The following is a 19895-nucleotide window of genomic DNA, read 5'->3' on the forward strand; positions in this document are numbered from 1 at the left end:
AGCTTCACCCTCAAGCCGCCAGGAACATGTCCGGATCGATCGCCATCAAGCTTTCCGCCCCGCCCTCGATCTTGCGCCGCAACGCCCCGGCATCCGGCATGACCCGTTCCGCAAAAAACCGCGCCGTCACCAGCTTCGCTTCCAAAAAGCGCGCATCGCCTTCGCCCGCCTCCAGCAACTCAGCCGCCGCCTTCGCCATGCGCAGCCACATCAGGCCGGTCGAGACAATCCCCAATATGTGCATGTAATGCACCGCGCCAGCCCCGGCATTGTCGGGGTTCTGCATCGCGTTCTGCATCAGCCACATGGTCGCCGCGCCTAGCTGTCCGCTCGCTTTCTCCAGCGCTTCCGCCACCCCCGCCAGCCGCGCATTGCCTTTCGCTTCAGCTACCTCGTCAGCGACGATCTTCAGGAAAGCCTGCAACGCCCTGCCGCCGTTCATGGGCAGCTTGCGGCCGACAAGATCCATCGCCTGAACGCCATTAGTGCCCTCGTAAATCTGGGCTATGCGAGCATCGCGCACATATTGTTCTGCGCCATTCTCCCAGATGTAGCCATGACCGCCGAAAACCTGCTGGCACATGACCGCAACGTCAAAGCCCTTGTCGGTGCCATAGCCTTTCAGCACGGGGGTCAACAGCTGGACCAGATCGTCAGCGGTCTGTCGCTCCTCATCCGTCGCGGCATGATGCGCCAGATCGACCTGAAGCGCACCCCAGAGCATCAGCGCGCGCAGTCCCTCCGTCAGTGCCTTGGCTTCCATCAGCATACGGCGCACGTCGGGATGGACGAAGAGAGTGTCGGCTTTCTCATCCTTGTCCTGCGGCCCGGTCAGCGCCCGACCCTGCCGCCGGTCGCGAGCATAATGGACTGCGTTCTGGAAAGCGACCTCGGCCTGTCCCAGCCCCTGCATGCCGACCCACATCCGCGCGGCATTCATCATGATGAACATGGCGGCAAGGCCCTTATTCTCCTCGCCCACGATCCAGCCTTTCGCTCCGTCATAATTCATGACGCAGGTCGCGTTGCCGTGGATGCCCATCTTATGTTCCAGTGACCCGCAGGAGACCGCATTACGCTCACCCAAAGAGCCGTCATCATTCACCAGAACCTTGGGAACGACGAAGAGCGAAATGCCCTTGCTGCCTTCCGGCGCATCGGGTGTCTTGGCGAGGACCAGGTGGATGATATTCTCCGTGAGGTCCTGCTCGCCCGACGAAATGAAGATTTTCGTGCCGGTGATCGAATAGCTGCCGTCATCCTGCTTCACCGCCTTGGTCTTGATCAGGCCCAGGTCCGTGCCCGCATGCGGCTCGGTCAGGTTCATCGTGCCAGTCCATTTGCCCGACACCATGTTGGGGATATATTTCTGCTTCTGTTCTTCGCTGCCTTTCGCGAGCAAGGCGGAGACAGCTCCGCTCGTCAGGCCGTGATACATTTCGAAACTGTGATTGGCCGAAAGCACATATTCCCCGACCGCGGATGCGACGACGTTGGGCAAGCCTTGTCCGCCATATTCCACAGGCGCATGCAGCGTGGTCCAGCCGCCCTCGACATAGGTGTCGAACGCCTCCTTGAAGCCGGGAGGCGTGGTCACGCTGCCATCGGGATGGCGGACGCAGCCTTCCTTGTCGCCGACCGCGTTGAGCGGGAAGAGCACCTCCTTCGCGATCTTGCCCCCTTCCGCCAGGATCGCGTCGACAAGATCCGGCGTCGCGCTTTCAAAGCCCGGCAGGTTTGCGTAGCGTTCAAGCCCTACCACATGGTCGAGGACGAAACGGGTTTCGCGGATGGGCGCTGAATAGCTGAGCATGATCTTCTCCGATGTTTCTTTTCTTGGCAGGGCGAAGTGTCAGGGCCTGTCGAGAGCGGTTACGAAGTCCGACAGTTCCGCGATTGCGGCGTCGATATCGCTTTTTTGGCGGGTGAGCAGTTCGATACGCGCCTTGCATTTGGCGACCGTGACCCGCCGCTGCTCCTCATGTTCTTCATCCGCGTCGTAAAGGTCGATCATCTCGCGAATGTCGGCCAGGCTGAAGCCGACCCTCTTGCCGCGGAGGATCCAGGCGAGGCGGGCGCGGTCGCGGCGGGAATAGATGCGCGCCAAACCTTGGCGCTCGGGTGCGATCAGTCCTTCATCCTCATAGAAGCGGAGCGCGCGCGCGGTGACGCCGAACTCCTCGGACAGGTCGGTTATCGTGTAGCTTTGCCGTTCCTTGTGATCGGGCAGCTCAATGCCCGCGATGCTGCTGCGCTGGTCCATGGCGCCTTAGCTAGGAGAGCTTTACGTTAACGTCAAGTGTGATCTGGGACGATTTGGCCTGATGACAGGGTGGGCTGGGGGAGCTAAGCGGCTTCCGATGATGGGGGCGATCAGACGATCAGAACTTGCGCGGGGCCTTTTGGCTGCGTTGGGGCTGCTTGTCCTCGCGATCCAGCTCGTCACGCCTGCCGGTTTCATGCCGGTACGGACCTCGCACGGCGTGATGGTGACGCTCTGCACCGGTCAGGGCGCCGTCCGCGTCATGGTGGATCGCGAAGAGGCGCCCGGCAAGGTGCATCATTCACCCGATGAGGGCGGCCCCGTTCAGCAGCATTGCGCTTTCGCCGCATCCGTGCAGCCGATGGTGCCGCCTTTGCTATTGGCCGATCTGCCTCTGCCAGCTTGGCAGACAATTTTCGGGCCCATCGCCTTCGCCCTCAAAACCGGGCTGATCGCCAGGCTTGCGGCGCCCCCGCCTCCATCATCCGGTCCCCCTCAATCCTCCTGACAATGCCGCTTATGCCGCGCGGAGCGCGGCACGATTTTTCATGAGGATGAATTCATGTCTGCACCTACCGCTTTGCGCAGCGTTTCGCTGTGCGCACTTGCCTGTTCTCTGATGTCCGTACCCGCCCTGGCTGATGAGGCGGGCGATCAAAGCCGCATCGTTGTTACGGCTGCCTCGACCCCTGAGGATGCCGCCGCCAATATCAGCCGTACCGCTGGCGGCGCCGATATCGTCACTGCCAAGAATTTCGAGGACAAGCTGGCCGTCTCGCTGCGCGACGCGCTCGCCTTTTCGGCTGGCGTCTACACGCAGCCCCGCTTCGGGCAGGAGGTTCGGATTTCGATCCGCGGCTCTGGCCTTTCGCGAGGCTTCCATATGCGCGGCTTGACCCTGTTGCAGGATGGCATTCCCATCAACATGGCCGATGACAATGGGGACTTTCAGGAACTGGACCCGCAGGTTTTCCAGCATCTGGAGGTGTATCGCGGCGGCAATGCTCTGCGGCTTGGTGGATCGACGCTGGGCGGCGCGATCAACGTAGTGACGCCGACCGGGCGGACAGCGTCTGGGGCTGAACTGCGCGTCGATGGCGGTTCTTTTGATACGCTCCGGGCCAAGGCCGCCTATGGCTATGCGGATGACCGTGGAGATGCCTGGGCAGCAATTACCGCCGACCGGTCGGATGGTGACCGCGCTCATGGTGAGAGGCGAGCGTTGCGCTTCAACGGCAATGTCGGGATCAAGCTCAGAGAGCGTGTGGAAACCCGCTTCTACGTCAGCGCACAGTCGATAAGGCAGAAGTTGTCGGGCGCATTGACCGAAGTGGATGCTCTGAACGATCCGGCGCGCGGTAATTTCGCAGGGGATCAGGCGAGGAACATCGATTCGATCCGCTTTCAAAACCGGACCACGGTGCAGCTGGACGGCGGACAATTTGCATTTGGCGCCTATTTCAACGCGAAGGCGCTGGATCATCCCATCTACCAGGTGGTGGATCAGAAATCCGAAGACCGCGGGCTGTTCGCGAGCCTGGAATTGGCGGGCGACATACGAGGGCTTCCGGTCGGAATCACGCTCGGCACGCAGGCGCGCTTTGGTCATGGCGACTTCCGGCAGTTCGTGAACATCAATGGTAAGGCAGGTGTTCCCACCTCCATCCAGAAGGCGCGTGCTCAGACGATTAACAGCTATGCGGAAGCGAGGATAGCGCCCGTTCGGGAATTATGGCTGATCGCAGGAGGCGTCTACACGCATGGCGAACGGCGACTTGACAACCGCCTTGCCCCTGCACGTAGCGGGGAGGCGGAGTTTGATAGTTTCGCTCCAAAATTCGGGCTGTTGTTTGAACCGTCTCAAGCGACGCAGTTCTACGCCAATTATAGCCGGTCGGTGGAACTCCCGGGCTTCATCGAATTGGGGCAAACAGCGGTCGGTTCGGGCGGAGTGGCATTGCCTGGCTTCACGCCGCTTGATGCGCAACGGGCCTGGACGGCGGAAATAGGCACGCGCGGCAGCTTGGGTCCGGCGCGGTGGGATCTAAGCATCTACCGTGCGGACCTGAAGGGCGAATTGCTTCAATATAATGTTCAGCCGGGCGTTATCCCGGCTGCCACCTTCAACGCGGGCCGGACGCGGCATCAGGGTGTGGAGGCAGCGCTAGAGTTGAAGATATCGCCTTGGACGGCGTTGCGGCAGGTTTATCAATATAGCGATTTCCGATTCCGGGGCGACGCGCAGTTTGGCAACAATCGCCTCCCCGTCGTGCCGCGCCATTTCTACCGGGCCGAACTGAGGTTGGGGACGGATCGTGCCAGCATTGCTCCGGTCATCGAATGGGTGCCGCAGGGCGCCTGGGTGGATTATGCCAACAGCGAGCGGGTCGATGGCTATGCCACGTTCAACCTCGGGGCGCAGGCGCAACTGACGAAAGCTGTCAGCCTCTTCATCGACGCCCGCAACCTGACGGGCAAGCGAGCGATCGGCGACATAGGAGCGCTCGTCAACTACAAGCGGGACAATCCGCTGACAGCGGCGAACGAAGCCAGTGTCGCCTTCTACCCCATTGAGCGACGTGCCATCTATGCCGGGCTGCGCGCGCGTCTCTGAAAAGGTGTCGGCCTATCCTCATGAGGGGGTGGAGCGGGGCGGCAAATGCGGCTAGAGGCGGCGCCATGTTGCGCCTCTCCGGCCTTAAGCTGCCCCTCGACCATCCGGCCGACGCGATGCCCGCCGCAATTTGTGCGCGGCTGGGGATAGAGGCATCGGACCTTTTGCGTCACATGATCGTGCGCCGGGGCAATGACGCCCGGCGCAAGAATGCGATCCAGCTGGTCTATACCGTCGATGTCACGCTCGCCGATGAGGCGGAGGTGCTTGAGCGGCTCGCCCATGATCATGACGTGCGCCGACGACCGGATACAGATTATCGTTTCGTCGCCCATGCGCCGCAAGGATGGTCGGGCAAGAGGCCGGTCGTGGTCGGTGCAGGCCCCTGCGGTCTCTTCGCCGGATTGATCCTGGCGCAGATGGGTTTCCGGCCCATCATCCTCGATCGCGGCAAGGTGGTGCGTGAGAGGACCAAGGATACTTGGGGTTTGTGGCGAAGGGCCGAGCTGAACCCTGACAGCAACGTGCAATTCGGTGAAGGCGGCGCGGGCACCTTTTCTGACGGCAAGCTCTACTGCCGGGTGAAAGATCCCCGGTTTCTCGGCCGAAAGGTGCTGGAAGAGTTTGTGGCGGCTGGTGCGCCTGAAGATATTCTCACCGAAGCGCATCCGCACATCGGGACATTTCGGCTGGTCTCGATGGTCGAAAACATGCGCCGCCAGATTGAGGAGTTGGGCGGCGAGTATCGCTGGCAGCACAAGGTCGATGACCTGGAACTGGAGCGGCGATCCGACGGGACGCAGCGGCTGCGCGGGTTGTATCTATCCGACGGCAGCTTCATCGAGGCCGACCATGTTGTGCTTGCGGTAGGGCACAGCGCCCGCCCGACATTCGAAATGCTGCACCGGCGCGGCGTGCATATCGAGGCGAAACCTTTTTCGATCGGAGTGCGGATCGAACATCCGCAAAGCTGGATCGATCGCGCGCGTTACGGCAATTGCGCGGGCCATCCGCTGTTGGGCGCGGCGGCCTATAGCCTGGCGCACCATTGCGAGAATGGCCGCACCGTCTACAGCTTTTGCATGTGCCCCGGCGGCCGCGTAGTTGCGGCAACATCCGAAGAAGGCCGCGTGGTCACCAATGGCATGAGCCAGTATAGCCGGGCCGAGTTCAATGCCAACTCCGGTTTAGTCGTCGGTATCGATCCCGCACGTGACTACCCCGGTAGTCCGCTGGCTGGTATCGATCTTCAGCGGCATTGGGAAAGCCAAGCGTTCATTGCGGGCGGCTCTTCCTACTGGGCGCCGGGACAGAAGGTGGGTGACTTCCTCGCGCGGCGGCCATCCACGGCGCTGGGGGAAGTTGTTCCTTCCTACAAGCCGGGCGTGAAGATGACGGACTTGTCATCCTGCCTCCCCGATTTCGTGACCGAGGCCTTTCGTGAGGCCTTGCCTATCTTTGGCCGACAGATCGCCAATTACGACCATCCCGATGCCGTTATGACAGGGGTGGAAACGCGCACTTCCTCCCCAATCCGAGTTACGCGGGGGAAAGATCTTCAAAGCTTGAACGTCGCTGGACTCTACCCTGCGGGTGAAGGCGCTGGCTATGCGGGTGGGATATTGTCCGCTGCGATTGATGGCATCAAGGTCGGCGAAGCCATCGGGTTGGCAATCACCAATTAAATGCGCCCTTCAAAGTGATTCGCCATAGCCTTGCCGTGGGGGAAATCGCGAAAATCCAACCCTTATGCTGGCTTAGGCGCAGGTTTTCGTATCCGGACATAGATGCAGCAGTTAAGTTCGAATATGACGCGAACATGAAGGTCATATGAAATAATCATAGGCCCATGACATCGCTGGCGTTAATTTATTACCCTACCGCTCGGCTTTGCCATATAAGGCTGTTGCTGCTCTCGGCCGGTATGACGCTGCCGCAGTGGCTTTTCAGTAAAATCGATAGATAAACAGAGGAGGCCTCTATGTATGCCAAGCCTGTGATGGCGGCGTTATGCGTCTGCCTGCCTATGCCGATTGCCGCCGATGCGAAACAGGGTGGGCAACTCACCGTCGTTGCACCCGACAAGAGCGCGATAAGCTATGAAAAGTGGACGGACCGCACAGCGTCGAGATTGTCTCGGAGCATCCGTCAAGCAACATCTCTTTATCGGGATGCAGCATCGACCGGTTACTCCCGTGTCCAGTTTCGCCTTGGAGAACAGGGGCGGCCGGAAAATATCTCTCTAGCAGGCTCTTCCACATCGCGGAATGTCGATCGCATATCGATGCGGGCTATCCGCTCGATGGGATCGCTTTATCCTTTACCCCAGGAAGTGCGGCCAGGATCAAAGTTTGAAGCCTGGGTCATCGTCGCCAATGACGCGCGGGAAAGGGATACGATGCTGAACAGCCTGCGCTCCGAACATTTGGCTGACGCTTCAGGCGAGCGTCCAATCCTTCTGGCAGCGCGTTGATCGAAGAGGAGGTGGCTTCCAGAAGTGGCGGCGCTCCTGCAACACTTCTCAAGTGATCCGTGAAACTTACCGGTGAGGGCGGCGTTCCCCTGCCATGCGCCGCCTTCACTTTGATCTTCACAATGGCACCGGCTTCACCAGCGACAAGGAGGGCCGCGAACTAGCTGATGAAGAGGATGCCCGTGATGTGGCTATAAGGAGTATCCGCTCCATCCTGAGCGAAGAAGTGCTGAAGGGCATGGTCGATCTTACCGGCTGGATCGATATAAGGAACGAAGCTGGTATAGAAATCGGGCGAGTGACCTTCAGGGAGGCCGTGTGTCTCCGGCTCGACCCAGGAGACCGCGATGATAGCGGCGCATCTCGCCAAACTTAGGTTCCGCCATCCGCTCTCCAGTGAGGAAGAGGCTGCGATCCGGGCCATCGTACCTCCAGGCAAGAGAGTGGCGCGCAACAGCACCATCGTTCACGAAGGGGAGCTTTTGGAAGCCAGCACCTTGCTCCTTGAAGGTGTCATGTGCCGCTTCAAGGACCTCGCCGACGGCAAGCGGCAGATCACGCAAATCCATATCGCCGGCGATTTTGTCGACCTGCACGGCTTTACATTGAAGCGCCTTGAACATGATGTGATGACGGTGACGGACTGTGTCGTGGCCCTGGTGCCTCATGAGCATATCCGCCAACTGATCGAACAATGGCCGCGATTGGGGCGATTATATTGGTTCAGCACCAATCTGGACGCCTCCATGAATCGCGAATGGGAACTGTCATTGGGACAAAGATCCGCAGCTGGAAGGCTGGCGGCGCTGTTTTGCGAACTGCAGGTCCGGCTGCAGGTCGTGGGTGTTGAAAGTGCCCGCTTCAATCTCGGGATGAGCCAATCGCAACTCGCCGATAGCCTGGGTATGACGCCCGTTCATGTGAATCGCACGCTGCGTCTTTTGCGGGAGCAGCGGCTTTTGAACTATCAGCGGGGGGAAGCGCAGATTGTGGATCTTGAGGGCTTGAAGTCCCTCGCCGGCTTTGACGAACGCTATCTGTACCTTGATCCTGACCCGCTATGATCCTGAATGGTTCAGGAAGTGGTTGATTTCACGCCAGATAAGGTGTGGACTTATGTGATGACTATATGTCGGATGTGAGGACAGATGTCAGGGACGCAAGAGCGCCAAAAGCATGCTGGCACGGTAAAACCCCCTATCCCGGCGGATGAGGCTGACCGGCTGCAAGCGCTGGAGCATTATCGGCTGGGGGGCATCGGCCGGGAACAACCTTTCGATCATATCACCCAGTTCGCCGCCGACCTGTTCGACGTGCCCATGTCGCTTGTGTCGATCGTGGGATCGGACGCGCAATGTTTTCGCGGCGCATGCGGGATTGATGAAACCCATACGCCGCGTGACGTTGCCTTCTGCGCCTTCGCGATCTTGCAGCCTGAGGTGATGGTAGTCCCGGACGCCGCGAAGGACCCCAGGTTTCGCAGCAATCCGTTAGTAACCGGCGCGCCGCACATCCGCTTCTATGCGGGTGCGCCGTTGCGGGTGGCCAACGGCCAGCCGATCGGGACGCTCTGCATCATCGATCACGAGCCCCGCGATTTTGGGGAGCAGGAGCAAAAGCGCCTTGCGCAACTCGCGCGGACGGTGGTCGATCTCATCGAGTTCCGGGTGGAGGGTTTTGCGGCTGAGGAGCATCGGCGCAAGCTCGACGACGAACGCCAGTTGCTCAAGCTGACGGTCGAAAACGTTAGCGGTGGCGTCGCGGTGGTCGATCGGGATTTACGCTTGATGCTTTGGAATCAGGCTTTCGTCGATCTCTTCGATTATGCTCCCGATAGTGTCACGGGCGGCAGGGATGCGCGTGAGCTCATCCGGCTCACGGCGCAGCGTGGCGAATTGGGTCCTGGCGATCCGGATCAGATCGTTACGGGCTTTGTGGAGTCCATCCGCACAAGCGATAGTCGGCGTCTGGAAATTCAGCGCCGGAACGGCCGTATCCTCGACATAAGGCGCGAATCGATCCGCGGCGGGCGCTTCATCATGACCGCACGGGATGTAACCCAGGAACGGCAGATCAGCCGGTTGAAGGACGAACTGGTATCGACGGTCAGTCATGAACTGCGCACGCCATTGACAGCTATCTCGGGGGCCTTGGGACTGATGGCGGGCGGGGCTGCGGGAGAGCTGCCCGACCGGGCCAAGCAACTGGTTGCGATCGGCAGCAAGAACGCCGAGCGGTTGATCCATCTGGTCAACGACCTGCTGGACATGGACAAGCTTCAATCAGGCAAACTGGTTTTCCATTTCGAGGGGCGGGAACTGGGCCTGCTGCTGACGGAAGCGATTGAGCAGATCGAACCCTATGCGGAGCGTTTCGGCGTCAGGCTCGCTTTCGAAAGGCCAACTGACGCCGTGGTGGCGAAGGTTGACAGCAACCGTCTGTGCCAAGTCATGACCAATCTCTTGTCGAACGCCTGCAAATTCTCGCCCTCCGGCGGCACGGTCCGCGTTTCGCTGCAGCGTGCGGGCGATAGTGCGCACATCAGCGTGGCTGATGAAGGGCCGGGTATTTCGCCGGAGTTCCGGGCCAGACTGTTCAAGCGTTTTGAACAGGAGGACGGCGCCCATCAACAAGGTCATGCAGGCACCGGCCTGGGTCTGGCGATCAGCAAGGCCATAGTAGAGGCGCATGGCGGCAGTATCACGCTCGACCCGGAGACGGAAAAGGGCGCGACCTTCCGTGTAGAACTGCCCGCCGTCACCGCGAGCTGAAGGAGAGGCCGGGTTGATCCGCATCCTGTATGTCGATGACGAAGCTGACTTGCGGGAAATAGCCGTCATGTCGCTTGAACTGGACCCGGAAATTCAGGTGCGCACGGCGGCGTCTGGCGCTGAGGCATTGGAACAGGCGAAGCAATGGCAGCCTGCGCTCATCCTTCTTGACGTGATGATGCCGGGCATGGATGGCCCCGCGACCTTGGCGAGGTTGAGGGCCGATCCGGACACCAGCGAAATTCCCGCCGCTTTCATAACGGCGAAGACGCATCCGCGGCATGTGACGGACTTGAAGGCGCTTGGTGCGCGTGCGGTGTTGGCCAAGCCGTTCGATCCGATGAGTCTTGCTGCGAATGTGCGGACATTGCTTCAGCCATGAGCGGCATGGAACGGCAGATGCAGGAGATGCGGCAGCGTTTTCAGCAGCGGGCAGCGTCCGATCGCGCGGCGATCGAGGCGGCGTTGGCGGCGGGCGATTGCCCCCGGCTTCTGCAGCTCGCGCATGGGTTGGCGGGGGTTGCCGGGATATTTGGTTATGGAGAGATCAGCAGCAGTGCGTCCGCGCTGGAAGAAGCGCTGGATGCAGATGCTGAAGATGAGAAGGTCAGGCTGTTAGCGCAGGTGTTGATCGGGGCCCTGGACCGCGCCTGACGGGGAAGTGGCTGGACGCTCACGAAAAGGGCGGCATCCGAAGATGCCGCCCCTTGTTCCAGCTGAGCTGGATCGGTGCCCCGCGCGAGGCGGAGCGATCCGATTACTTGAGTTCGACAGTCGCGCCGGCTTCTTCCAGCTGCTTCTTGAGCTTTTCGGCTTCTTCCTTGCCGACGCCTTCCTTGACAGCCTTCGGCGCGCCTTCGACCAGCGCCTTGGCTTCGGTCAGGCCCAGGCCGGTGATGGCGCGGACTTCCTTGATGACGTTGATCTTCTTGCCACCGTCGCCGGTGAGAACGACGTCGAATTCGTCCTTGGCTTCTTCAGCAGGCGCGCCACCAGCGGCGCCACCGGCGGGAGCAGCAACTGCAACAGCAGCAGCAGCCGAAACGCCCCACTTTTCTTCCAGGGCCTTCGAAAGCTCAGCGGCTTCGAGAACGGTCAGGGCCGACAGCTGATCGACCAGAGCATTGATATCTGCCATGTTAATTTCCCTTCTGGGCGGGGGATGAACCCCGCAAAATCAAGAGTTGAAACGTGTATTGACGGTCGAGACGACGGCGATCAGGCCGCGTCCTTCTCCGCATAGGCGTTGAAGACCCGCGCGAGCTGAGCCGCCGGCGCCTGGGTGACGGTTGCGAGCTTGGTAGCCGGTGCGACCAGAAGGCCGACCAGCTTCGCACGCAGTTCATCCAGCGACGGCATCGAGGCGAGTGCCTTGATACCTTCGGCGTTCAGCAGCACTTCGCCCATCGCGCCGCCAACGATCTCAAGCCGATCGTTGGTCTTGGCGAATTCGACTGCAACCTTGGCGGCTGCAACCGGATCGGCCGAGGAGGCGAGACCAACCGGACCGGTCAGCAGGTCGCTGATGCCGGTATAGTCGGTGCCTTCAAGGGCGATCTTGGCGAGGCGATTCTTCGTAACCTTGTAGGTGCCACCGGCTTCGCGCATCTTCTGACGCAATTGGGTCGACTGAGCGACCGTCATGCCGAGGTTGCGGGTCACGACGACCACGCCAACTTCTGCCAGGTGTGCGTTCAGCGCGGAAACGACCTCAGCTTTCTGATTACGATCCATGCCATTCTCCACTTCATGTCCACTGGCGAACCAGCGAACGGCTATAACCCGCGACGAATCGCGGGGCACTAAAGTCCGAAGGGGAGAGATCGACTGGCCCGCATCCTCATGGGAGAACAGGCAGACCCGGACAGGCAAAGCCAGCCGGTAAAGAACTTTTCCCCGTCTAGGCTGGAGATTAAGAAGGGCAAATTCCCTTCACCAACTGTCTCGGACGGAAGACTCCCGAAGGAGCCTGCTGCGCGGGCCTCTACAAAATAGGACGCCTTGTGTCACGCGGATTCTGGCGCAGGCCGGGCAAATGGCGGAAAACCGCCGTTTCTGCACCGAAGTTCACACCATATGCGCGCGCGTGCGCGAGCGCGCGTAGGCGTGGTGAGAAGCGGTTCGACGTTTTCAAAGACCGCTGGGAGATAGGCAGGTTGGGCTGTGTAGGACAGCGGGAATGGGAGGGTGTGGAGCGAAATAGGATGGTTTTTCGCAGATTGTGATTTTCGGGATACAGGTTCGGATTTGCGCGAGCATACTCTGAAAGATCGAGGTTGCGCTGGCCCACCCCCCGGCCCCCTCCCGCTTGCGGGAGGGGGAGGTCACGCCGCTTATACGCGGTCCGCCTGCACCACTATGTCGAGGGCCCGGAGTGCCGAGAGGATGCGGTTCAGGTGCTGGGCGTCGTTGACTTCCAGGTCGATGATGTCGGTGTGGAACGGCCCTTCGCGGTTTACCAGTTGAAGGTTCAGGATGTTCGCCTTGGTCGCGCCGAACACGTTGGCGACGGCGGCGAGGGCGCCGGGCTGGTTCTTGACGATGACCTGCAGGCGCGCGGTGCCGCCCTTGGACCTGCTGTCCCAGCTGAGATCAACCCAATCGTCATCCTGCCCGGCTTCGAGCGAACGGCAGTCGATGGTGTGCACTTCGATCGGCTCGCCCGTGCGGCGGACGCCGACGATGCGATCGCCGGGGACGGGGTGGCAGCAATCGCCCAGATTATAGGCGATGCCGGGCGTGAGGCCACGGATCGAGACGGGGGCGTGTTGGCGCGGATGGGCTTCCTCAACGCCTTCGACGCTGGTGGAGCCAGGGACGAGCGCCTCCATCACCTCTGAGTCCAGCAGGCGGTGCGTGGCGATGGCGACCATCAAAGAGGCACGGTCCTCCAGCTTCAAGCGCTTCAACGCAGCCTTCAGCGCCTTGTCGCCCAGTTCGCTGGCCAGTTCGGGGGAGAAGCGGCCGATGATTTCCTCATAAAGCTTCTCACCCAGCGCCACTTCCTCGCCACGCTGCTTTTGGCGGATATAGCGCCGAATAGCGGCGCGCGCCTTGCCGGTGATGGCGAAGGTCAGCCAGCCGGGTTGCGGTTCCTGCCCCTCGGATTTGAGGATTTCGACCTGGTCGCCATTTTCAAGGCTGGTGCGCAGCGGGACCACGCGGCCGTTGACCTTCGCGCCCACCGTCTGGTTACCGAGGGAGGTGTGCACCGCATAGGCGAAGTCGACCGGGGTGGAACCCTTGGGCAGCTGGTGCAGCTCGCCCTTGGGAGAGAAGGCGAAGATCCGATCCTGGTACATCGCCATGCGGGTATGTTCGAGCAGTTCGTCCGCATCCTGGCTCTGTTCCAGAATTTCGACGAGGTCGCGCAGCCATGCCGCATGATGATCGGCCGCGTCGCCCTTCTGCTTGTAGGCCCAGTGCGCCGCGAGGCCGAGTTCGGCGTCATTGTGCATGTCGCGGCTGCGAATCTGCACCTCGATGCGCGCATTGTCCTGGTGGATGACGGTGGTGTGCAGCGACCGATAGCCGTTGCGCTTGGGCGTGGAGATGTAATCCTTGAACCGGCCGGGGACCATTTTGTAGGTCTGGTGGATGAAGCCGAGCGCCCGGTAGCAATCTTCCGTCGTATCGGTGATCACGCGAAAGGCCATGACGTCGGTCAGCTGTTCGAAGCTGATGTGCCGTTCCTGCATCTTCTTCCAGATGGAATAGGGGTGCTTTTCGCGGCCGGACACGGTGACGGACAGGTTTTTCCCACCTAGCAGCAGTTGCAGTTCCGCCCCGATGCGGTCGACCTTGCCATGGCCGCCTTCCTTCAGCTGTTCAAGGCGCTTGGTGATGCTGTCATAGGCCTCCGGTTCCAGCTCGCGGAAAGCGAGCAACTGCATCTCGCGCATGAAATCATACATGCCGATCCGCTCGGCCAGCGGGGCATAGATGTCCATCGTTTCGCGGGCGATGCGGCGGCGCTTCTGCTCATTCTTGATGAAATGCAGCGTGCGCATATTGTGCAGCCGGTCGGCCAGCTTGACCAGCAGCACGCGGATGTCGTCCGACATGGCGAGCAGGAATTTGCGGAGATTTTCCGCCGCCCGCTCATTTTCCGACATCGCCTCGATCTTCGACAGCTTCGTGACGCCGTCGACCATCCTGGCGACATCTTTGCCGAACGCGCTTTCGATCTCGTCATAGGTGACGAGCGTATCCTCGATCGTATCGTGCAGCAGCGCCGTCACGATCGTCTGATCGTCCAGGCTGAAGTCGGTCAGGATGCCCGCGACTTCAATGGGATGGCTGAAATAGGGGTCGCCGCTGGCGCGCTTCTGGGACCCGTGTTTCTGGACGGAAAAGACATAGGCGCGGTTGATCATCGCTTCGTCCGCATCCGGATCGTAGCGCTTCACCCGCTCAACAAGTTCATATTGACGCAGCATCGTATTGCCGATTGTCCGGGAAGCATCTTGCTGTGCAACAAAAAAATCCCATCTTGGGGCAAATGGCTGCACTTTTGCATGGGCCGTGGCTTTGAGCTATCTAGACGGACGATGAAGCATAATCTGGCGCAGGATCTGGAACAGTGCGCGCTGCCGAGCGCACTGGAGGCGATGGGTGAGCGCTGGTCGTTTCTCATCCTGCGCGGCGCCTTGTCAGGCATCCGGCATTTCGAAGATTTCCAGTCATCGCTCGGCATAGCCCGCAACATCCTAGCGAACAGGCTTTCGCGCCTGGTTGAAAACGGGATCATGTTGCGCCAGCCGATGCAGTGCGACCGGCGGAAGATCGAATATCGCCTGACCGAGAAAGGGCAGGAGTTGGCCCCCGTCATGATCGCGCTGCGCCAATGGGGCGAGAAGTGGGGATGCGGTCCGCTGTCCTGCCAAGTGCTGGCCGACAAGCGGGACGGTCAGCCGATCCGCCGGGTGACCATACAGGCGCATGACGGCCGCCCGCTTGAGTTGAGGGACCTTGTCTGGCTTTGCCCTGACGAAGTCACGCCGATGGATCAGGAAGCTGCTACCGCGGCGTGATGCGGGTGGCTTCACCCTGGGCCTGAATTCGCCTAGGCTGGCGGCGATGTCTGTCCAACGTATTCAGCCTCAGCCCTTTTTCGCTGACAAGAACCGCGCCTTCTGGAATCTGCAATCGGTCGGGTGGGCCGGGGCCTTCCTGCTGCGTGGGTCGTCTACCATCGCGAATGGGCAGCCGCTTTCCAGCCTGATCCCGGTGATGATATCGACCGTGTCGGGTTATTCGGTAACGCTGCTCATCGCGGTCATCTTCCGCTTTTTGCAAAGGCAGCGGCCGATCATCACCTGGGGCGCTTCGATCGTGACGGTGGTGCTCGCGGCTGGACTGGTCGCCTTCATCGACGCATGGGTATTTTCGACCCAGAACCGAGGGAGCGATACGGCCGGCGTGCAGCTGTTCCTGGGCGCTTTCTATCTCAGCATCACATTGCTGGGCGCCTGGTCGGCGCTGTATTACGCCATCAATTTCTATCTGCAGGTGGAGGAGCAGGCGGACCAGCTGCTGCTTCTGGAAAATCAGGCGTCGAGCGCGCAACTGGCAATGCTTCGCTACCAGCTCAATCCCCATTTCCTGTTCAATACGCTGAACAGCATTTCGACCCTTGTGCTGCTCAAGCAGACCGATCGGGCCAACGCGATGCTGTCGCGCCTGTCGTCCTTCCTGCGTTACACGCTGATCAACGAGCCGACCGCGCAGGTGACGATCGAGCAGGAGGTGGAGACGCTCAAACTCTATCTCGAAATCGAGAAGATGCGGTTCGAGGACCGGTTGCGGCCGGTCTTCAACATCGACCCGGCGGTGGCGCAGTCGCGATTGCCGTCGCTGCTGCTGCAGCCGCTGGTCGAAAATGCCATCAAATATGCCGTCACACCCAAGGAAGAGGGGGCAGAAATCGCCATCACGGCGCAGCCTGCCGGTGAAAACGTCCGGATCGTCGTGTCCGATACGGGTCCGGGATTGAACGAAGGGTTCACGCGGCCGAACACTCCCATGAGCGAAGGGACAGGCGTTGGCCTGGCGAATATCCGCGACCGCCTGATCCAGGCGTTCGGGGAACGACAGAGCTTTGAAACGCGTTCCACGCCAGGCGGCTTTTCGGTCCATATCGAAATGCCGCTTAATCTGGATGAACCATCGAAAGTGGCCGCATGACCATTAGAACAATCCTCGTCGATGACGAAAGCCTGGCTATCCAAGGCCTCAAGCTCCGTCTGGAAGCGCATGAGGATGTCGAAATCGTAGAAACCTGCTCGAATGGCCGTGAAGCCATCCGCGCTATCAAGACGCATAAACCCGACCTTGTGTTCCTCGACATTCAGATGCCCGGATTTGACGGCTTTTCCGTTGTCCAGGGCCTGATGGAAGTCGAACCGCCGCTGTTCATCTTCTGCACCGCCTATAGCGATCATGCGATTCGGGCTTTCGAGGCGCAGGCCGTCGATTATCTGATGAAGCCGGTCGATGAAGGCCGCCTGGCCGACGCGCTCGACCGGGTCCGCCAGCGCCTTTCCGAAAAGAAGCAGGTGCAGGAAGCGGAGAAGCTGCGCGAAGTGCTGGCGGAGGTCGCGCCCGATGCGATGAACGAATTCAACGCCGATGAAGAGGCACCCTCGTCGAACCGTTTCGAAAAGCTCATCAACATCAAGGACCGGGGGCAGATCTTCCGCGTCGATGTGGATTCGATCGAGCGGATCGATGCCGCGGGCGACTATATGTGCATCTACACGGCGGATAATTCCCTCATCCTGCGCGAGACGATGAAGGATCTGGAAAAGCGGCTCGACCCGCGCAATTTCCAGCGTGTGCACCGGTCAACCATCGTTAACTTAAGCCAGGTGCGGCAGGTGAAGCCGCACACCAATGGCGAATGCTTCTTGGTGCTGGAATCGGGCGCTCAGGTGAAGGTCAGCCGGTCCTACAGGGATGTGGTGGCCCGCTTCGTCCATTAAGGGGACGCTAACGGAATACCCATTGGCGATTGAGGCCGAACACCACGGCTGGCGTTACGAACAGCATGGCCGGGATGGGCGACCATTCCGGCCATTGCATTTGGGTGACGCACAGGAAGACCCAGAGAGCGTTCAGCGCATAGCTCAGCAGTGACACGGCCACGAACTTGAAGCCGCGTGCGGCGTGGTTTCCATCGCTGCCCTGATCGCGGAAGGTGAAGAGGCTGTGCGTCACATAGCCGATCATCACCGCCGCGACATAGCCGGTGACATTGGCAAGCTGCGGGTGCCACCCGACTAGGGCGGCGAGCGTCCAGTAGATCACCGCCTGGCAGGCGGTGATGAAGAGGCCGCTCAGCCCATAGCGCACGATCTGCCAGAACAGGGCCTGCCGCTCTGGCGTCAGGCGTGACAGCAATTTCATGAAGGCCCCGTTGCGATTTGATGCGAACGCTCTAATCCACCGGCCATGAACTTGCAAAGCGGCTTCACCGTGCGGGAAAGAACCCGGCGCGCCCTGGTCTGGATATCTGCCTGGGCGCAGGTGCACTGGAAATGGCTGACCTTCCTGATGTGGGTCGCGGCCGTCAGCTGGCTGCTCTATTCGCGCTGGCCAGCCATCCACTGGCTGACGCTCAATGATACCGACGACAATATGCGGTATTTGCAGGTCAAGGACTGGCTGGCGGGACAGGGCTGGTATGATCTGAGGCAATATCGTCTGGACCCGCCCGCCGGGTTCAACATCCACTGGTCCAGGCTGGTCGATCTGCCCCTCGCGGCGTTGATGCTGCTGTTCCGGGCGTTTCTGGAGCAGGGGCTGGCCGACCGGCTTGCCTGCGCCATCGCGCCGACGCTTCCCTTGTTGCCGCTCATGCTAGGACTGGGCTTCATCGCTCGTCGCCTGGCGGGAGGCAATGGCTGGATATTGGCGGTGCTGGCGCCGTTCGCAGCGCAGATGGGCATAGCCATGTTCCTGCCGATGCGGGTCGATCACCATGGCTGGCAACTGGCGCTGACGGTGCTGATGCTGGCGGGGCTTGTCGACCGCAACTGGCTGCGCGGCGGCGTCGTCGCGGGCGTGAGCAGCGCGCTTTCCATCACCATCGGCATGGAGATGATCGTCTATCTGGCGGCAGGCGGCGCGCTGATCGCGCTACGCTGGGTGTTCAAGGAAGGCGCGGCGAGGCGGATGCTGCCTTATGCGCTCAGCCTTGCCGGTTCGAATTCGGTGCTGTTCCTGCTCTTCGCCAGCTACGCGAACCGGCAGATGGTGTGTGACGCTATCTCGCCCATTTGGGTGGCGATATTCGGAGCCGTGGGCGCGGGGATGACGCTGCTGGCGGTGCTGCCGCTTCGAAGCTGGCAGGCGAGATTGGGCGCTGGCGTGGTGGTTGGCGCGGCCGTCGCCGCCTTTGCATGGCTCAACTGGCCGCAGTGCCTGACGGGCGCCTATCAGATTTCGCCGGAGCTGGAGCGGCTGTGGCTCGCCAATATTAGGGAGGCGAAGCCGATCACGGTTCAGGCGCGCAGCCTGATCGTGCCGCTCATGGCCATTCCGGTTGCGGGATTGTTCGGCCTGATCTGGGCGCTGTGGGAGTCGCGGCGTGATAGCGACCGGCTATGGGCCTGGGCCACCGTCGGGCTGATGATGTTGTTTTCAACCGCCCTGCTTTTCTGGCAGTTGCGGGCGGGGCCTGCCGCGCAGCTGCTCGCCATTCCGGCGGCGGCATGGGCGGCGCATCGTGTTCTTCAGATCATATTTTCCGGCAGGCCCGTTGCCCGCGCGTTCGGCATCGCCGGAGCCGCGCTGCTGGGCGTAGCCGCGTTCGCGACGCCGCTTTACCCGCAGATCAATCAATTATGGGCGGGCGTGACCGGCGAAAAGCCTAAGGTCCAGCGTCCGGCGGCGAAGAGCCGATTGCAGTCGATCAACAAGGCCAATGGGCGTTGCCGGTCGCTGCCAGCGCTGGAGGTGCTGAACCAGCTTCCGGCCGCCACCATATTCACTATGGTCGATCTGGGGCCGCGCCTGATCGCCACGACGCATCACAGCGCCGTTGCAGGGCCCTATCACCGGAACGGAGCAGTGATCCTGGACCTGCATCATGCCTTCGATGGCACCGCAGAGGCATTCCGGCCGATCGCTGCGCGGCATCATGCCACCTATCTGCTGATCTGTCCTGGGTTTCCGGAAGGAACAGTCTACCAGTCCCGCAGCCCGCGCGGCTTCTATGCGGGGTTGATACGCGGCGAGGTTCCCGGTTGGCTCAAACCCGTGACGCTCAAGAGCGGCTTTGCCTTGCCCTACACCCTTTATCGCATCGATTACTCAACGGCGGGCAGCGAAAAAGTCGCGCAGCAGCGTTGACGCCTCCGCTTCCCCGAGCCCGCCATAAACTTCGGGGCGGTGGAGGCATTGGGGTTGGGTGAAAAGCCTTGGGCCCTGTTCGATCGCGCCGCCTTTGGGGTCTGCAGCGCCATAATAGAGGCGGGCGATGCGCGCGTGGGATATCGCCCCCGCGCACATCGGGCAGGGTTCGAGCGTTACCCAAAGGTCGCAGCCGGTTAGGCGGAAATCGCCCAGCCGCTCCGCCGCGGCGCGAAGGGCAACTATTTCGGCATGGGCCGTGGGATCACGGTCGCGGCGGTTGCGGTTTTCCCCTTCGCCAAGGATATGCCCGTCGAGCGTGACGACCGCGCCGATCGGCACTTCGCCCGCCAACTCCGCAGCGCGCGCCAGTTCAAGCGCGCGGCGCATCGTTACGGGAAGGGGGAAGGGCGGTGCCAT

General features: G+C 61.0%; 20 protein-coding genes. 13 read left to right on the plus strand and 7 right to left on the minus strand.

All coding sequences use genetic code 11. From position 1 onward, the window contains the following. Positions 1 to 10 precede the first annotated feature (10 nt). Together NCHOL11_RS01970 and NCHOL11_RS01975 are read right to left on the minus strand one after the other, a co-directional pair. Entirely contained in the window at positions 11 to 1813 is a 1803-nt protein-coding gene (locus NCHOL11_RS01970) for an acyl-CoA dehydrogenase C-terminal domain-containing protein (RefSeq protein WP_097090828.1), read from the minus strand. Positions 1814 to 1852: 39 nt separating this feature from the next. Beyond that, positions 1853 to 2263: a MerR family transcriptional regulator gene (locus tag NCHOL11_RS01975; protein ID WP_097090829.1), complete on the minus strand. Its 411-nt coding sequence runs from the start codon at positions 2261 to 2263 to the stop codon at positions 1853 to 1855. A 97-nt stretch (positions 2264 to 2360) separates the two neighbouring features. Here NCHOL11_RS01975 and NCHOL11_RS01980 point away from each other — a divergent pair, with 97 nt between their 5' ends. The 9 genes from NCHOL11_RS01980 to NCHOL11_RS02020 all read left to right on the plus strand — a co-directional run bounded on the left by NCHOL11_RS01980 (position 2361) and on the right by NCHOL11_RS02020 (position 10775). Next, positions 2361 to 2771, plus strand: coding sequence for a hypothetical protein (locus tag NCHOL11_RS01980; RefSeq protein WP_097090830.1), 411 nt, complete (start codon positions 2361 to 2363; stop codon positions 2769 to 2771). A gap of 111 nt (positions 2772 to 2882) precedes the next feature. Next, a complete protein-coding gene (locus tag NCHOL11_RS01985) occupies positions 2883 to 4877 on the plus strand; it encodes a TonB-dependent receptor family protein (RefSeq protein WP_441339464.1) in 1995 nt (664 codons plus the stop codon). A 65-nt stretch (positions 4878 to 4942) separates the two neighbouring features. Beyond that, positions 4943 to 6562 carry an NAD(P)/FAD-dependent oxidoreductase gene (locus NCHOL11_RS01990; protein ID WP_097090832.1) on the plus strand — a complete coding sequence of 540 codons (1620 nt, stop codon included), beginning with the start codon at positions 4943 to 4945 and terminating at the stop codon, positions 6560 to 6562. A 296-nt stretch (positions 6563 to 6858) separates the two neighbouring features. Then, a complete protein-coding gene (locus NCHOL11_RS01995) occupies positions 6859 to 7350 on the plus strand; it encodes an energy transducer TonB family protein (protein WP_097090833.1) in 492 nt (163 codons plus the stop codon). A 94-nt stretch (positions 7351 to 7444) separates the two neighbouring features. After that, on the plus strand, positions 7445 to 7726 hold the full coding sequence (locus tag NCHOL11_RS02000) for a DUF6894 family protein (protein ID WP_097090834.1): 282 nt from the start codon (positions 7445 to 7447) through the stop codon (positions 7724 to 7726). Further along, positions 7698 to 8414: a Crp/Fnr family transcriptional regulator gene (locus tag NCHOL11_RS02005; RefSeq protein ID WP_097090835.1), complete on the plus strand. Its 717-nt coding sequence runs from the start codon at positions 7698 to 7700 to the stop codon at positions 8412 to 8414. Before NCHOL11_RS02000 ends, NCHOL11_RS02005 begins: the two co-directional genes overlap by 29 nt. 84 nt (positions 8415 to 8498) lie before the next feature. After that, positions 8499 to 10121: a GAF domain-containing sensor histidine kinase gene (locus tag NCHOL11_RS02010; RefSeq protein ID WP_097090836.1), complete on the plus strand. Its 1623-nt coding sequence runs from the start codon at positions 8499 to 8501 to the stop codon at positions 10119 to 10121. Positions 10122 to 10134: 13 nt separating this feature from the next. Then, positions 10135 to 10503, plus strand: a complete 369-nt coding sequence (locus NCHOL11_RS02015; protein ID WP_236575043.1) for a response regulator — start codon at positions 10135 to 10137, stop codon at positions 10501 to 10503. Further along, the gene (locus tag NCHOL11_RS02020; RefSeq protein ID WP_097090837.1) at positions 10500 to 10775 is read left to right on the plus strand and encodes an Hpt domain-containing protein; all 276 of its coding nucleotides are present in this window, start codon (positions 10500 to 10502) and stop codon (positions 10773 to 10775) included. The genes NCHOL11_RS02015 and NCHOL11_RS02020 overlap by 4 nt, the downstream gene beginning before the upstream one ends. 103 nt (positions 10776 to 10878) lie before the next feature. On the opposite strand, the gene rplL is transcribed toward NCHOL11_RS02020, so the two are convergent. The 3 genes from rplL to NCHOL11_RS02035 form a co-directional block, all read right to left on the minus strand. Then, on the minus strand, positions 10879 to 11259 hold the full coding sequence (gene rplL, locus NCHOL11_RS02025; protein ID WP_097090838.1) for a 50S ribosomal protein L7/L12: 381 nt from the start codon (positions 11257 to 11259) through the stop codon (positions 10879 to 10881). An 80-nt stretch (positions 11260 to 11339) separates the two neighbouring features. Then, a complete protein-coding gene (gene rplJ, locus NCHOL11_RS02030; protein WP_097090839.1) occupies positions 11340 to 11855 on the minus strand; it encodes a 50S ribosomal protein L10 in 516 nt (171 codons plus the stop codon). Between the two features lie 599 nt (positions 11856 to 12454). Continuing rightward, a complete protein-coding gene (locus NCHOL11_RS02035; protein WP_097090840.1) occupies positions 12455 to 14560 on the minus strand; it encodes a RelA/SpoT family protein in 2106 nt (701 codons plus the stop codon). A 111-nt stretch (positions 14561 to 14671) separates the two neighbouring features. On the opposite strand from NCHOL11_RS02035, the gene NCHOL11_RS02040 reads away from it, so the two are divergent. Genes NCHOL11_RS02040 through NCHOL11_RS02050 form a run of 3 tightly spaced genes read left to right on the plus strand, consistent with a single transcriptional unit; the run spans position 14672 to position 17104 of the window. Continuing rightward, positions 14672 to 15154 (plus strand): winged helix-turn-helix transcriptional regulator, encoded by a 483-nt coding sequence (locus NCHOL11_RS02040; RefSeq protein WP_097090841.1) that lies wholly within the window; start codon positions 14672 to 14674, stop codon positions 15152 to 15154. 46 nt (positions 15155 to 15200) lie between these two features. Beyond that, entirely contained in the window at positions 15201 to 16307 is a 1107-nt protein-coding gene (locus tag NCHOL11_RS02045) for a sensor histidine kinase (protein ID WP_097090842.1), read from the plus strand. Further along, complete coding sequence (locus NCHOL11_RS02050) at positions 16304 to 17104, plus strand: LytR/AlgR family response regulator transcription factor (protein WP_097090843.1); 801 nt, start codon at positions 16304 to 16306, stop codon at positions 17102 to 17104. Before NCHOL11_RS02045 ends, NCHOL11_RS02050 begins: the two co-directional genes overlap by 4 nt. A gap of 7 nt (positions 17105 to 17111) precedes the next feature. On the opposite strand, the gene NCHOL11_RS02055 is transcribed toward NCHOL11_RS02050, so the two are convergent. After that, positions 17112 to 17528, minus strand: a complete 417-nt coding sequence (locus NCHOL11_RS02055) for a GtrA family protein (protein ID WP_097090844.1) — start codon at positions 17526 to 17528, stop codon at positions 17112 to 17114. Between the two features lie 45 nt (positions 17529 to 17573). Here NCHOL11_RS02055 and NCHOL11_RS02060 point away from each other — a divergent pair, with 45 nt between their 5' ends. Continuing rightward, positions 17574 to 19475, plus strand: coding sequence for a hypothetical protein (locus NCHOL11_RS02060; protein WP_097090845.1), 1902 nt, complete (start codon positions 17574 to 17576; stop codon positions 19473 to 19475). Here NCHOL11_RS02060 and NCHOL11_RS02065 read toward each other — a convergent pair. Further along, positions 19437 to 19895, minus strand: a complete 459-nt coding sequence (locus NCHOL11_RS02065) for a nucleoside deaminase (RefSeq protein WP_097090846.1) — start codon at positions 19893 to 19895, stop codon at positions 19437 to 19439. The two genes, NCHOL11_RS02060 and NCHOL11_RS02065, sit on opposite strands and share 39 nt — an antisense overlap.

It is taken from the genome of Novosphingobium sp. Chol11, assembly GCF_900218065.1.
Taxonomy (GTDB): domain Bacteria; phylum Pseudomonadota; class Alphaproteobacteria; order Sphingomonadales; family Sphingomonadaceae; genus Sphingobium; species Sphingobium agri.

What these genes read in the sequence shown, in the direction of transcription:
- NCHOL11_RS01970 (WP_097090828.1), bottom strand. Translation starts at nt 1,813, where the DNA reads ATGCTCAGCTATTCAGCGCCCATCCGCGAAACCCGTTTCGTCCTCGAC.
- NCHOL11_RS01975 (WP_097090829.1), bottom strand. Translation starts at nt 2,263, where the DNA reads ATGGACCAGCGCAGCAGCATCGCGGGCATTGAGCTGCCCGATCACAAG.
- NCHOL11_RS01980 (WP_097090830.1), top strand. Translation starts at nt 2,361, where the DNA reads ATGATGGGGGCGATCAGACGATCAGAACTTGCGCGGGGCCTTTTGGCT.
- NCHOL11_RS01985 (WP_441339464.1), top strand. Translation starts at nt 2,883, where the DNA reads ATGTCCGTACCCGCCCTGGCTGATGAGGCGGGCGATCAAAGCCGCATC.
- NCHOL11_RS01990 (WP_097090832.1), top strand. Translation starts at nt 4,943, where the DNA reads ATGTTGCGCCTCTCCGGCCTTAAGCTGCCCCTCGACCATCCGGCCGAC.
- NCHOL11_RS01995 (WP_097090833.1), top strand. Translation starts at nt 6,859, where the DNA reads ATGTATGCCAAGCCTGTGATGGCGGCGTTATGCGTCTGCCTGCCTATG.
- NCHOL11_RS02000 (WP_097090834.1), top strand. Translation starts at nt 7,445, where the DNA reads ATGCGCCGCCTTCACTTTGATCTTCACAATGGCACCGGCTTCACCAGC.
- NCHOL11_RS02005 (WP_097090835.1), top strand. Translation starts at nt 7,698, where the DNA reads ATGATAGCGGCGCATCTCGCCAAACTTAGGTTCCGCCATCCGCTCTCC.
- NCHOL11_RS02010 (WP_097090836.1), top strand. Translation starts at nt 8,499, where the DNA reads ATGTCAGGGACGCAAGAGCGCCAAAAGCATGCTGGCACGGTAAAACCC.
- NCHOL11_RS02020 (WP_097090837.1), top strand. Translation starts at nt 10,500, where the DNA reads ATGAGCGGCATGGAACGGCAGATGCAGGAGATGCGGCAGCGTTTTCAG.
- rplL (WP_097090838.1), bottom strand. Translation starts at nt 11,259, where the DNA reads ATGGCAGATATCAATGCTCTGGTCGATCAGCTGTCGGCCCTGACCGTT.
- rplJ (WP_097090839.1), bottom strand. Translation starts at nt 11,855, where the DNA reads ATGGATCGTAATCAGAAAGCTGAGGTCGTTTCCGCGCTGAACGCACAC.
- NCHOL11_RS02035 (WP_097090840.1), bottom strand. Translation starts at nt 14,560, where the DNA reads ATGCTGCGTCAATATGAACTTGTTGAGCGGGTGAAGCGCTACGATCCG.
- NCHOL11_RS02040 (WP_097090841.1), top strand. Translation starts at nt 14,672, where the DNA reads ATGAAGCATAATCTGGCGCAGGATCTGGAACAGTGCGCGCTGCCGAGC.
- NCHOL11_RS02045 (WP_097090842.1), top strand. Translation starts at nt 15,201, where the DNA reads ATGTCTGTCCAACGTATTCAGCCTCAGCCCTTTTTCGCTGACAAGAAC.
- NCHOL11_RS02050 (WP_097090843.1), top strand. Translation starts at nt 16,304, where the DNA reads ATGACCATTAGAACAATCCTCGTCGATGACGAAAGCCTGGCTATCCAA.
- NCHOL11_RS02055 (WP_097090844.1), bottom strand. Translation starts at nt 17,528, where the DNA reads ATGAAATTGCTGTCACGCCTGACGCCAGAGCGGCAGGCCCTGTTCTGG.
- NCHOL11_RS02060 (WP_097090845.1), top strand. Translation starts at nt 17,574, where the DNA reads ATGAACTTGCAAAGCGGCTTCACCGTGCGGGAAAGAACCCGGCGCGCC.
- NCHOL11_RS02065 (WP_097090846.1), bottom strand. Translation starts at nt 19,895, where the DNA reads ATGGCACCGCCCTTCCCCCTTCCCGTAACGATGCGCCGCGCGCTTGAA.